12 protein-coding genes are annotated in these 13293 nt (G+C 51.6%); 10 read left to right on the top strand and 2 right to left on the bottom strand.

Going from position 1 to position 13293, the window contains the following annotated elements:
• The first annotated feature begins 149 nt into the window (after positions 1 to 149).
• The 5 genes from MKY59_RS27265 (at position 150) to MKY59_RS27245 (ending at position 8282) form a co-directional block, all read left to right on the top strand.
• Positions 150 to 1913 carry a histidine kinase gene (locus MKY59_RS27265; RefSeq protein ID WP_339274739.1) on the top strand — a complete coding sequence of 588 codons (1764 nt, stop codon included), beginning with the start codon at positions 150 to 152 and terminating at the stop codon, positions 1911 to 1913.
• Positions 1888 to 3480 (top strand): response regulator, encoded by a 1593-nt coding sequence (locus tag MKY59_RS27260; protein ID WP_236420459.1) that lies wholly within the window; start codon positions 1888 to 1890, stop codon positions 3478 to 3480. Before MKY59_RS27265 ends, MKY59_RS27260 begins: the two co-directional genes overlap by 26 nt.
• Before the next feature lie 100 nt (positions 3481 to 3580).
• Complete coding sequence (locus MKY59_RS27255; protein ID WP_339274737.1) at positions 3581 to 5233, top strand: extracellular solute-binding protein; 1653 nt, start codon at positions 3581 to 3583, stop codon at positions 5231 to 5233.
• A 305-nt stretch (positions 5234 to 5538) separates the two neighbouring features.
• Complete coding sequence (locus MKY59_RS27250; RefSeq protein ID WP_339274735.1) at positions 5539 to 7212, top strand: DUF6138 family protein; 1674 nt, start codon at positions 5539 to 5541, stop codon at positions 7210 to 7212.
• 32 nt (positions 7213 to 7244) lie between these two features.
• Positions 7245 to 8282 (top strand): hypothetical protein, encoded by a 1038-nt coding sequence (locus MKY59_RS27245; protein ID WP_339274734.1) that lies wholly within the window; start codon positions 7245 to 7247, stop codon positions 8280 to 8282.
• 107 nt (positions 8283 to 8389) lie between these two features.
• On the opposite strand, the gene MKY59_RS27240 is transcribed toward MKY59_RS27245, so the two are convergent.
• Complete coding sequence (locus MKY59_RS27240; protein WP_339274733.1) at positions 8390 to 9502, bottom strand: hypothetical protein; 1113 nt, start codon at positions 9500 to 9502, stop codon at positions 8390 to 8392.
• Between the two features lie 196 nt (positions 9503 to 9698).
• Between MKY59_RS27240 and MKY59_RS27235 the strand changes: the two genes are divergently transcribed.
• On the top strand, positions 9699 to 10361 hold the full coding sequence (locus MKY59_RS27235; RefSeq protein WP_339274731.1) for a DinB family protein: 663 nt from the start codon (positions 9699 to 9701) through the stop codon (positions 10359 to 10361).
• A 75-nt stretch (positions 10362 to 10436) separates the two neighbouring features.
• On the top strand, positions 10437 to 10796 hold the full coding sequence (locus MKY59_RS27230) for a phosphotransferase (RefSeq protein WP_339274730.1): 360 nt from the start codon (positions 10437 to 10439) through the stop codon (positions 10794 to 10796).
• Between the two features lie 30 nt (positions 10797 to 10826).
• On the opposite strand, the gene MKY59_RS27225 is transcribed toward MKY59_RS27230, so the two are convergent.
• Positions 10827 to 11036 carry a hypothetical protein gene (locus tag MKY59_RS27225; RefSeq protein ID WP_339274729.1) on the bottom strand — a complete coding sequence of 70 codons (210 nt, stop codon included), beginning with the start codon at positions 11034 to 11036 and terminating at the stop codon, positions 10827 to 10829.
• Between the two features lie 221 nt (positions 11037 to 11257).
• On the opposite strand from MKY59_RS27225, the gene MKY59_RS27220 reads away from it, so the two are divergent.
• From MKY59_RS27220 to MKY59_RS27210, 3 genes are all read left to right on the top strand, one after another.
• On the top strand, positions 11258 to 11707 hold the full coding sequence (locus tag MKY59_RS27220; protein ID WP_339274728.1) for a disulfide oxidoreductase: 450 nt from the start codon (positions 11258 to 11260) through the stop codon (positions 11705 to 11707).
• A 22-nt stretch (positions 11708 to 11729) separates the two neighbouring features.
• Positions 11730 to 12164: a FixH family protein gene (locus MKY59_RS27215; RefSeq protein WP_339274727.1), complete on the top strand. Its 435-nt coding sequence runs from the start codon at positions 11730 to 11732 to the stop codon at positions 12162 to 12164.
• Between the two features lie 90 nt (positions 12165 to 12254).
• Complete coding sequence (locus MKY59_RS27210) at positions 12255 to 13235, top strand: LacI family DNA-binding transcriptional regulator (protein ID WP_339274726.1); 981 nt, start codon at positions 12255 to 12257, stop codon at positions 13233 to 13235.
• Positions 13236 to 13293: the final 58 nt, after the last annotated feature.

Genomic DNA, 13293 nt, shown 5'->3' with positions numbered 1-13293 from the left:
TATAGCAATGGAAACAGGCCGGCTATAGAGCAACTTTTCAAGACGGATGTTGATTTGTTAACCAAAATTCAATATGGATATGTAAGGGGTTTCAATATAAAATAGGACTTCGGTGTTTTCCTATTCTTAACCGGAAGCAGGGTGGAGTCATGAGATTGACGGTGTTCGCCAAAACGGTCGTGCTGCTGGTGTGCCTGCTGGTACCGATTTTGCTGCTCTACAGTTATGCGAATCAGGCGAACGTGGATATGGTCGTGGAGGAGAAGCAGCAGTCCAGCCTGAACCAGTTCAGTTATTTCAGTTCACAGGTGGACAAAAACATAGAGCAGCTCTCGTTATACGCTTTGACCTTGCTGCGCGATCCGAGCATACTGCATTATCGCTACATGAACGATGCAACGAGCCAATACGAAAAAAACAGCATTTATCTCGACATTCTCGACAAATTGTCGTTGTACCAGTCCACCAGCCAGTGGAAAAACGACATCACGATTGTGCTGCCGCAGGCGGAGCTTGTTCTATCCACAAAGGCGAATCTTACGGTGTTTAAAGAAAGCATGCTTAGGTATCCGGAGCCGGGTGCGTGGAAGCTGAACGAAGGGAGCTTTACGTATTTTTTCACCGACCATTATGAATGGAGCGACAAACCGGCTGAAACGGGTGTGCGGACGGTCATGGAAATCAGCTTCGACCCGATGAACATTGTGGCCATGCTCGACGATTTCAAGGAGACGCAGGGCGGCGATCCGTTCCTGCTCGTCCCGAATAGCGACCCGTTCGTCAATCGCAGCGCGGAGCCGGAACTGGTGGAAGCCATTCGGCGCGGTATGCCGCTGGATGCACTGGGGCAGGACGCCGGGAATTGGCAGCTCGAAGCGGGCGGCAAGCAATATCTCGTCAGCTACGTCCGCTCCAAACAGCTGGATGCGATATATGTCAACCCGGTCGTGCTGGACGACCTGCTGAATCCGATGGACAAGAGCCGGAACATGTTCGTGACGTCCATCCTGCTGCTGCTTGTACTTAGCATCGGGGCGGCCCTGCTGCTCTACCGCAAGGTACAGATCCCGATCTACCGCCTGATGAGAGGGTTGCAGCAGATTCGCAAGGGACAGCTTTCCACCCGGATTGCGGTCGACCATTCACGGGACGAATTCACTTATTTGACCCAAAGCTTCAACCATATGGCGGAGCAAATTCAGGAGCTGATCGAGAAGGTGTACGAGGAACGCATTCGTTCGCGGGAAGCGACGCTGAAGCATCTGCAGTCCCAGATCAACCCTCATTTTCTGTACAATTGCCTGTCTTACATCAAAAACATGACCCAGCTCGGCAATCGCGAAGCGGTCGTAGCCATGGCGCTCAGTCTTGGCGATTATTACCGTTACATCACGAAGGACCAGAACGACATGACTACCGTCGAACGGGAAGTGGAGCTGCTGAACAATTATTTGTCCATCCAGCAGATGCGTACGAATCGGCTCTCCTATGAAATCGATGTTCCCGGAGAACTGATGCAGCAGCGCATTCCCCGCTTGCTCATTCAGCCGATCGTGGAGAATGCGGTCATCCACGGCATTGAGCCGATGGAAGGCAGCGGCCATATCGTGGTGACAGGCATGGTTACACGCGAGCAGATCGACGGCAAAACCTATGCGCGTTATAGCTTGTTCGTGGACAACGATGGCGTCGCGCTGACGCCGCAGGCGATCGATCGGCTCGAACGGGAATTGCACGAACCGATGGGCGAAGAGATCGGCACGGGGACGTGGAATGTTCATCAGCGCTTGGTTACGCGATACGGGTTGTCATCAGGGCTTCATTTTGCGGAGATTCCGCAGGGAGGGCTTAGCGTTGAAATACGATGGTTTAAGGAGGAACTTTCCCATGATGAATTTGATGGTCGTGGATGACGAACATTCGGCGGTGGAATCGATTGCTGCATCCATTCCGTGGAGGGAGCACGGCATTGGCCGGGTATTCAAAGCCTATTCCGTAAAGGAGGCTTTGCAGACGATGGCCGAGCACAGCGTTCATATCATCATCACGGATATTCGCATGCCGGGCTTGTCGGGCCTTGATCTGGTCGGCCATGTCAGGCAGCGGTGGGAGCAGGTCAAGTGCATTATTTTGTCCGGCCACGCCTCTTTCGACTATGCCAAACAGGCGCTCAAGCACGGCACGGTCAGCTATTTGCTCAAACCCGTAAGGGACGAAGAACTTATTGAAGCGGTGCAGCAGGCTTCCGTGCAGATCAGGCTTGAAGGGGAGAAACGCATGATGCATCAGCGCGCCATGTATTCGGTGAGGGAGCATCTGCCGGCGAAGCGGGCGGAACTGATGAAAGACGTATTGTTGGGACGGCGATTTGCCGATGGGGAATTGACGGCGAAGCTGGAGCAGCTCGAGATCGGCTTTCGCCCGCAGGATAAAATGCAGGTGCTTATCGTTCGCTACGATGACGCGCAAGAGGCGCACCAAGCGTTCCGCCTGATGAAATACGCCATCTCCAACGTGGTCGAGGAAATCTTCGGCGGCAGCTATCATCTGTGCCATACCGAAGATGCTTACGATGACCTTGTATTCATGGTCAGCCCGAAGCAGGAGGGGGACGATGCCGAGCTGCTGCTCGGCAGGCTGGGGGATCGGCTGATCCACAGCGTGAGGCAGTACCTGAATGCAAGCATTTCGGTGTCTTCGAGCCGAATGGGGCGTTTTCCCGAACATGTCCCCCAGCTGTACCTGCAGGCCGTCAGCGCCCTTCGCAAACAAGCGGATGCCGGAAAGGGGCTGCATCTTCAAGCGACCGCCGAACCTCGGGGAACGGCGCTGAAATCGTTGTCGTCGCTCTATGAACCGCCTGCACTCACCACGCTGTTGGAGGCGGGAAGAGTGGATGAGGCACAGCGTAAAATCGACGGCATCTTTGCGGAGCTGTCAGGCAGCGTATTTCCGGAGCATGTGTATGTCGCTTTTCACTATTTGGCGGCCGCGTTCTCCTATATGGCGCATCGGGAAGGGAGGCAGTTGTCCGAGGTGCTCGGCGAAGAGTATCAGCAGCTGCTGAAGGACGGATACGGCGTATCGCTGCGCAGCCTCGATGCATGGACGAAGAAAGTGATGCTTCAGTGGGAGACAAGCGCGCAGGAAGATCGCCAGGACAACGTTCCGCCATTGATTCGCCAGGTGCAGCAATGGATCGACCGCCATCTGTCCGAGGACTTGTCCCTGCAGGTCATTGCCGGTGAGGTGCATCTGCACCCGGTGTATTTGTCCAAACTGTACAAACAATCCACCGGCGAAGGCATCAGCGATTACATTATGCGTTCCCGGATGGACCGGGCGGTACACCTGTTGAAGCATACCTCGATGAAGATCTATGAGGTCGGCCAGGAGGTGGGTTACAACAACACCCCTTATTTCATTCAAGTGTTCCGCAAGCACTATGGGCTGACGCCGCAGGATTTCCGGAACGGTTAACAAATCGATATGAACATTGAAATTGTGATATTTGTTTGCTTTCCCGGCTGAACTATCCTTTTCATGTAAGGGGATACACAGTCACTGAGGAGGGGTTTTCATGTATAGAAAAATGATGACGGCGCTGCTCGCGCTGACGATGGTCGTCGTGACTGCATGCAGCTCGGGAGCCAAGGAAGAAGCCGCGCCGGAAGCGGCGGCACCGCTTGCCCTGAAGGACGGGAAATATGAGCCGGCGGTGCAGATGAGCTACTTGCGTGCCTGGAACGACGATACCCGGTTCAAAAACGGTGAAACCGCCCAGAGCAACGTGCACACCAAGTGGGCCAAGGAACGGTTAGGCATCGAGCTGAGCACGCCATGGGCGGTATCGGTGACCAACGATGCGTTCTATACCAAGCTGCGTCTGTCGTTGTCGGCCAACGAGGAGCTGCCGGACATCGTTTCGATCCGGGGCGATTATAATCTGGTCCGGGAGTTGATCGAGTCCGGCAAGTTCGCCGATGCTGGCGAGCTGTTCGACAAATACGCTTCGGATACGTGGAAAGAGGCGGCCGCCTCCGCGCCGGAAGAGTGGTACCCGTACATGTACGAAGGTAAAAGGTACGGCATTCCGATTTTCGATTATGCCTATAACGGCGATCCGGTCATGTTCATTCGCGAGGATTGGCTGAAAAAGCTTGGGCTGGAAGAGCCGAAAACGATCGACGAACTGGTGGCCGTCATGGACGCATTCACGAACCAGGACCCGGACGGCAATGGCAAAAAGGATACGTACGGCTTGACCGTCGGCATGAAGAACGCGCTGAATACGTGGATGACGGAATCCGGCTGGATCTTCGGCATGTACGGCACGATGCCCGGACAATGGAACGAAGCCGCGGACGGCACGCTTGAATACGGCTCGATCCAGCCTGGCGTGAAGCAAGGGCTCGCTACGATGAAAGAGTGGCTGGACAAAGGCTACCTGCCGAAGGAAGCCGGCGTTTACGATGAAATCAAAGCTGCCGAGCTGTTTACCGCAGGCAAAGCCGGCATCATCGTCGGGCCGCACTGGATGCCGAACTGGCCGATCGACGATGTGAAGAAAAACGTGGAGGGCGCTGCCTACAAAGCCATTGCGCTGCCGACAGGCCCGACTGGCGAAAGCCACCACCATGGTTCCGGCGCAAGCAATGGCGTAGTATTGATCAACAAGGACATAGCGAATCCCGAAATTTTCTTCACGTATCAAAATTACTTGTTCGATCATTTTGCGAACCCGGAAGTGGGCGGCGAATTCGAGCACGGCTTTGCCCAGGGGTACGACTTCGATATCGTGGACGGCAAAGTCGTCGGCGAAGCCGATCTCAAGGATGGCGTATCGCCGCTCAAGTACACCATTACGTATGACGGCGCGCGCATTCCGAACTTGATGATGGATACGCTCGCGGAACTGGCCACCGGCAAGGAGCCCGAAACGCCGTTCGAGAAAAACACGAGCATGGCCAACAAACCGGAAGTGTTCGCCGCTGCAGAGGTGGTCGTGGCACACAAAGACGATGCGATCAAGAACAAGTTCACCGGTGCGCCGACCGATACGATGAAAATGAAAAAGGATGCTCTCGACAAGCTGGAGAAGGACACGTTCAGCAAAATCATCTACGGCCAAGTCGGCATCGATGAGTTCGACGCATTCGTGGAAAAATGGAAATCGATGGGCGGCGATGACATTACGGTCGAAGTGAACGAATGGTTCAAAACCGTAAATTAAGTGGTTTGAAAGAAGTCGTACTAAAGGATTACAATCAATAATCATTTTCGCAATTGCACCGGAATCGGGCTGGAACAGGCCTTGATTTCGGTGTTTTTTATTCTGCCGGGGGAGTTTAATGAGCGATCTGGAGTTGATCGTCGAAGCGGGCAGGACGGCGGACAACCGTACGTGAGACTTATTGTTTAGGCCTGGCAAGCGATAGTACAATAATAGGCAGGATACGAACGTAGATGCGCATATTTGTGATAGAAGTAGTGGTGCATTTTAAGGGGAACATGTCCATATAAGGAGGAGACGGATCAATGAGCATCATTGTAGAAGAGGCCGTGGAGGAGATGATCGCGGAGATCCATCAATGGTTCGACCAAACGGAGAAACGGGACGATGCCGAGTCAACAGTGAAACGAACGAAGCTGCAATCAGGCATCTATGATGATGTGCTGCTGGATTATCGGCCGGGAAGAACAACCGTGGACAGCCTGGATCTCGGTATGGATGAAGAAGGATTGAGGCCCGGAAAGAACGATGTTTTTACGGTGGAGCAGGTTCAGACTGAAATCCGTCCTCGTTTGGCACAGGTGATTCAGGAGAGACTGGAACGTTTGGCAGATACGCCGCTGATTGACTATCGATTTACTTTTCGGGGCAAGTTCCCGACGGACGAAGGTTCTCTGCGGATCACGCTGTTTGAATCAGTCAATGAGGAAAAAAAGCGGTTGCTGCTTGAACAGATACATGCTTATGTCGATCGGAAGCTGACCAATGGGTCTTATCCAACGAAACCGCTGGAAACGTTCTTTTTAGTCCGGCATTTGCTCGATCCCGTGTTGTTCCCGGAGTTGGACGTGCCATGGATCATCGCGCAATACGATCGCATTCAGGCGTTGAACAAGGGGCGCCAGGAAGCGCTCTCGGAGCATCGGAGAAATATTACTCAAAGCTTGAGGAACTGGGCGGAGAATCAGTTTTTGCCCTTGTATTTTGACGTCCAGCGCTCGGCTTACAGATCCAATGAGTATACGCTTAAACCAGGAGCGTCTCTGGGTGAACACGATGCTGATCATCATCCCGTCAGGCTGCTGTTATATGGAGCCGTAATGATTTTAAGGTATGAGCCCAATTACAGCAAATCGACGGGGGTAACCTTCCTTGAGCTTGCCGAGCAGCTTGGAAGCAGTCAGGCCGCGCGCATGATGGAAGAGGGCAGCGGCACCTTCGCCAAGGAAGACATTCAAATGCGGAATGAACAGGTGGAATGCACGGCCAATGACGTCTTTTCGACCATCACCATTGTAGTTCGCGAGGAAGCGGCGAAAGCTTACGAACAGGCGCTTGGATACATCATCCGTCTGCTGAAGCAGGGTTTTCCCAAAAGCTACAAAATCAAGCTGAAATCGAAAGCCAAGCACTACTTGCCGGTCAAAGGACTGGCGAAATCGGATACCCACCGTTTTTTTGCGAATGCGCTGGGTTATCCCGAATTGCATCCGCTGTTGGAGGAATACGCACGCGAAGTGATGGAGGAGTTCGAATGGTATGAGGACACGGAGGGAGAGAAAAATTGCATGCCTGGTTCCTACGCCACCTTCGGACTTGGCCTTGCGGACGAGCGTTATTTCCCTCTGGTGGAGACATACATGGGTCTGGTGGATGACGAGCATCAGATGGTGCAGGACAAGTTCACGGCAGCCTTTGTCGAACAACACGGACTGACGCAGCAATCGCTCCCGCCACTCATCGCATGTTTGAGGCGTTCCACCGATGGTTTGAAGCTGAAAGCTCTTCAGCCTGTGCTGGAAGATGAGGACAAGCTGGCTTTATGGGTAGAAAAGGTGCAAGGATTAGAGGCTTATGAGGTCCAGCGCGTGTTGTATCCGATATGGGGAAAGGTAGAGAAACTGGCTGGTTTGGCACGAAAGGCCGAAGGCCGGCGTAAGGAGCTTCTGCAGGCATTGCTGCATGCAGCGGGCAAGTGACGAGAGTACAATTCAGGGAGAGGGCGGGGGATATGGAATTACAACATTTGAACCGTACAGCGTGGGCTGCTCTTTCATCAGTTGAAAAGGAACAATATTTGCAGGAGCTGACAGAACTTCCGGAAGGCATGGCGTACGAAGGCTTGCGGAAATTTGAACGGTACGGTCGGTGCACGGAGACAGGTGTGTTCTCCTATGAACAACGGGACTTCGTATTTGTTCCAGGTGATCTCGTGACGTTGGGGTGGGACGGTTGGCACGAAGGCATGAACGAGGAGACGGCCATCGATATTCGGGAAACCTTCAGTGAGTACGGCGTACACGATATCGATGCTTATCTTCGCGAATTTTCGTCTCCGGTGAGAGAAGTCCACATTTCTCCGATGCTGGTCGAATGTCAGGCCCGTTCCCTGGGTTGGTTTGAAGTGAGCGAAGAAGAAGCTATGGCTTGGGATGATGGGGAACTCGCGAAAGAATGGGAGAAATTCAAACAATCTGACATCAGCGAGTACGAACGTTACCAGCATTTTCGTTTGGTGCGCCATGAAGGAGGTATACGAATCTTTTGGTTCAACGAAGACCTGACGCTGGAGCGGTTGAAGGAAGAAACCGAGAAAACAGGGTTTTCCTTGCTGACGGAAGAGGAGTGGGAGTACCTTTACGGCGGGGGTTGCCGTACGCTGTTTCCGTGGGGAGATAGCTTTGACTACACGATGAAGCTGAAGCATTTCGGCAGGAGTATCTCAGACATTGTGGACGAAGACGCGGAGCAGGACCCGGACCCTTCTATGTTTGAGGACGACGGCCGTGCTTACGATCTGGAGCTGCCCAATTTCTTCGGCATCCGGTTCGAAGGCGATCCCTATCGTTGCGAGCTTACGCTTAGTCAGACTGGAGAGCTTATGCCCAAAGGTGGGGACGGCGGCTCTTTGATCTGCGGGGGGCTTGGTCCTGTGGCCGGTTTTTTGCCCGCTACGGTCGTATATTATCGGGATGCCAACATCGGCGAACTGGAATGGGAGGAACTCATCGATGGCATGTATTATCGGCGAGTGATCCGTCTTTCATAAGTTGACTTCTCCTCCGCCTACCTTCTGAGAAAATAAAATAGGTAATACCCCTGTTCTATCGAAAACAGGTATATTACCCATGCTCATTTTCAGAGTTTTCGTGCCAATTATTTCAGTTTTTGAACGGCTGCGGCCATTTGCTCCAATTGGGCGTGGGTCAGGGAATGGTCCGGCGAGCTGAGTGTTACATACCGGTCATCCAATTGGAACGTCAGCATGTCCGTTTTGTCGGGAGTGTACCATTTGGCGGATACGCCGTTGGGCAGTTTGACGGTTTTGCCGTCATAGTCGAAAGCGTAATCTCTCGGCGAAACATCCACTTTCATGTGGTTAAACACAAAGCTTACACCGTCCCCGCCAGCGGCGACGCTTTTGAATTGGTCACCTGCAACCATATGCTTCGGAGCATAAGCCGTCTCGAAACCTTGGAATTTCGCAAATGCTTTTTGAATCGCGGAGACTTGGGACTTGTTGTAGTTTACATCAGCATAAGCGGCGATACCCTGGTCGGAACCATTATTGCTGTTACTGCCCAATTTGTTGACGTTCACGGCAACCTGCTCCAGTTGGGCTTGGGTCAATTTGTGATCCGGCGAGCTGAGCGTCACATACCGATCATCCAGTTTGAATGTCAGCATGCCTGTATCCGAAGGCGTGTACCATTTGGCGGATACGCCGTTTGCCAATGTAACCGTTTTGCCCTCGTAATCGAAAGAGTAATCTTTGGGAGAGATGGAAACATTCATGTGTGCGAACACAAAGTTCACGCCGTCTCCGCCTGCGCCAACGCTTTTGAATGTATCGCCGGCAATCATTTGCTCAGGAGCATAGGCCGTTTCGAATCCGGCGAATTGTGCAAATGCTTTTTGAATGGCTTGTTTTTGTGCTGCGCTGTAAGAAACGGAGGTCAATTCCGCATTCGCAGCTTCGCCGATGATAACCTGACCTTTTTTGCTATCGTAAGATACAGGTACATGCAGTGCATCGGCAAGCGCGCGAACAGGCAGGTAGGTGGAATTGTTGTAGGTGATCGGTGCCAGTTTGTTGCCGCTGCCGTCCGTTGGCGTGTAGGCCGAGCCGTTTACGTTGAAGCTGATGCCGTGGTTGAGGTATGCCGAGATTTTTTCCAATTGCGTGCCTGCGAATACGCCTGCCGCCCCGGTTAATGTCATGCCAAGCACCATGACGGCTGCTGCGGATTTTTTTATGTTTTTGTTCATGATATAACGCTCCTTTATGGATGTAGTGGATTATGATGTCCGGGCTCGCTGTCCCTTATGGCTATATATTACTCACGGAAGATATCCAGAATAATTCTGAATTATATCCAACTTGTAAACTTCATCATCCATCCGCAGAATGCCAAGGTGTATAATGATCCCTGGAAAGGAATGTCATAAAGATGGGGGAATCCATGTGCTTGAAGATCGGAAGTTATGGAATCAGCGGCAAAAAGAGCTTAAGTCCATGTTGGCGAAGCCCGCACAGTACGAGAATGCGCGGGAATGGTTGCTTTTGCAGCACGGGGCTGTCCATTCGGCTCGAAGCAGAGATGGGGCTGCGTGGTCTTTTGAAGATGAAGTACTGGATCATATGACTGAAAACCGGTTTCGACATGTCCCGGCTTCTGGAGCCAACTCGGTCGCATGGCATATTTATCATTCGACCCGGATCGAAGACATGACCATGAATGTGCTGGTGGCCCAGATGAAGCAGGTTATCGATAGTGACTTGTGGATGCAATCCATGCATTTGAACGTCCGCGATACCGGAAATGGAATGTCGCTTGAACAGCTTGTGCACCTGAGTTCCGTAGTGGATATACCCTCTTTGCGCGCGTACCGAGCTGCTGTCGGCAAACGTACGCGCGAGATTGTGATGGAATTGTCGGCAGCAGACTTTAGACGAAAAGTGTCTTCTGCACATTTGAGCCAATTGTCGGAAATGGGGGACGTACTGCCGGAAAACAACTGGTTATTGGATTATTGGGGCAATCTGACCGTAGCCGGATTGTTTATGATGCCGGCGACGCGGCATCATTTTGTACATCTCAACAAATCATCAAGGATACGTGAATGAGGAAATGAGGGAATAATGTGGTTGCTCAACCGGATGTATTGAAGCAATTAGAAGCTTTCCGTTAATAGAGAGACAGTGATCCACGGTGATTTGGGAATATGGAATTTATTATTTACTGAGCGGCATGTTTTCATTATTGATATGGCGGAAGCAAGGATGGGGGATCGCCATTTTGATTTGGCAGCGGTGATTACTTCGAGCATCCCTTTAACCGCTTCAAGAACAGAGATGGAGAAGTCACTCTCTCTTTTCGAACGAGGATACGCGCAGGAGCACGGGGTGTGGGACAACCGACGTTTATTTGAGCAGTTGCACCTATGGCTGCTGCGCGGAATGCTTGCGCTTGTAATGGAGCAGGGGATGAGTGCCCCTAACGTTTCCTACATTGAACGGCAGTTGAACATATTGGAGGAGTATAAATCGCTATTGGTGTGAAAATACCTTGATGAGATTACCAACGCGGAATCATCCGTTAACGAGATACAGCACCAGCCCGCCTATGCCAAAGACCACGGCACCTATATATACATACGTCAGTCGACTTAAGTTTTGCCTGGTTCTGCGACCATATTCGGGATTGCTCTTCTGATTGGCTTTGGAATTTCCGATCATCAGCGTGGCAATTCCACCGAACAGGGCGATGGTTACGATCAAAATATAGGGAAGCATCGTCATGGCACAACCTCCATTGAAGAACGTATTCTGCCAAGGCGTGAGGCCTTGATATGATTGTACCCCAGGATGGCATGGGATGTAAGATTCATATCCAAAATATTCAAATGTTTGGTATACTAATCATGCGTGTGCCGGGATGGACATGCCAAGAATAGCCATGAACGCCGTGATTATTGTATGATTATCCGATAAGAGCACATTTTTGGGGGAGGACAGATGGGATGAGTACACCATCCGCAACCGGGCACTCTGCGAAACATGCGGACAAACGTTTGTTTTTGGCTTGGGCCGTTTCGGTCATTGCGACAGGAGGCAGCCTGTATTTCAGTGAAATCAAAGGATTTATTCCATGTGATCTATGCTGGTTCCAGCGTATTTTTATGTACCCGCTAACGATTGTGCTGGGCATTGCCTACTTCAAGGACGATTTCAAAATCGGCAAATACGTGCTGCCACTAAGCATTATAGGAGGATGCATCTCCTTGTACCATGTCGTGATTCAGCGAGTGTACTCGGCTACAGGCAGCGCCGTGGCTTGCGGACAAATTCCTTGTTATACCGACTATTTGAACTGGTTCGGATTTATCACGATTCCGCTGCTGGCACTCATTGCGTTTATGATCATCACCGTGATGCTGTGGGGCATCGGCAAAACATCGAAATCCGCTTAATTCGGGAAAGGACGGATCATGGATGTTCGGACAAGTCAAATGGGTAGTACCTGTTCTCACGATACTAATCGCATTGGTTACGGGGTGTACCGGTTCGGAAAATGCGGCGACGAACGAGATGCCGGAAATGATCAAGGTCCAGTTTGTGGTGCCTGAGAAAGCAACCGTGCAAGAGCCCGTGGCGCTGCAAATTAAACTGACGCAGGGCGGGCAGCCTGTTGAGGCGGCGGATCACGTCCAGTTCCAGGTGTGGAACGAGCTTGACGGTGCTCCCGAGCAAGCCTTGATGACTGCGGAGGACCTGAAAGAACTGGGGGCTCTGGATGCTATGGAAGTGGACAAGGGCTTATATGAAATCCAGCATACATTCGAAGAGCCGGGGACGTATATCGTACAGGTTCATGTCACGCATGGCGCCATGCACAGCATGCCGAAGAAAAAGATTATCGTCGAATGACGATGTACAGCGAATAGGACGAAGATTGGGTTTGTGTGCGAGGATGGTTGTATAATTACATTATGAAATTGCAGTAGAAAAGAGGTTTTTATGGCAACAATTCATGACGTTGCGCTCAAGGCAGGGGTTTCCGTAACGACGGTTTCCCGTGTATTGAACAATCGGGGCTATATCAGTCAGAAGACACGCGACAAGGTGTATCAGTGCATGGACGAGTTGAATTACCGTCCGAACGAGATTGCCCGCTCGCTGCTGCGCAAGCAGTCCAACGTCATAGGTTTGATCATTCCAGACGTCTCGCATCCGTTTTTTGGCGAACTCGCAAGCTTTATTGAGTACCACGCCTACCAGAACGGCTTCAAGATTATGTTGTGCAACTCCCACATGGACCCTGCCAAAGAGCGTGAGTACGTGGAAATGCTCAAAGGAAACCGCGTTGACGGCATTATTATGGGAAGCCATACGCTTGAGGTGGACGAGTATATGAATCTTCATTCGCCCATCGTTACCTTTGACCGGCAAATCGGAGCGCATATCCCCTTCATTTCCTCGGATAACTACCAGGGAGGTGTGATGGCTGCCGAACTGCTGATCTCTAAAGGCAGACGGCATTTGGCCCACATTTGCGGCAATCTGGAGCTGCAGATGCTATCCAATCGACGAACGACGGGATTTCTGGATACCTTGAAGGCCCATGGGATCAACCCAACCATGATTCATCAAACCGATCTCAACGTGTTTAGCCAGCAGCAATACACAAAGCTTGTCGAAGAGCTTCTTGTCGGCCATCCGGAGGTCGATGGGCTATTTTTTACCAGTGACCTGATGGCTATTCATGCATTGAAACAGATCATGCATCATGGGCGAAAAGTTCCTGAGGACATTGCCATCGTGGGTTACGATAATATTCGGGCAGCGGAGTATGTCGTCCCGGCGATTACGACAGTAAGGCAGCCGATCGAGAGCATGGCGGAGCTTGCGGTTCAATTGATCCAGCAGCAATTGGCTGAGGAAGAGATAGAAATGGAACATATCCTGCCTGTGACTATGGTAGAACGAGAGACAACCTGAGACGAGGTTGTTTTTCTTTTTTTATTTATGTCAAACGATTGACATGTCAAACCTTTGA

Source organism: Paenibacillus sp. FSL W8-0426 (assembly GCF_037969725.1).
Classification (GTDB): domain Bacteria; phylum Bacillota; class Bacilli; order Paenibacillales; family Paenibacillaceae; genus Paenibacillus; species Paenibacillus hubeiensis.
Note: the sequence above shows the minus strand (reverse complement) of the source record. Positions and strands in the feature narration are given on the sequence as shown.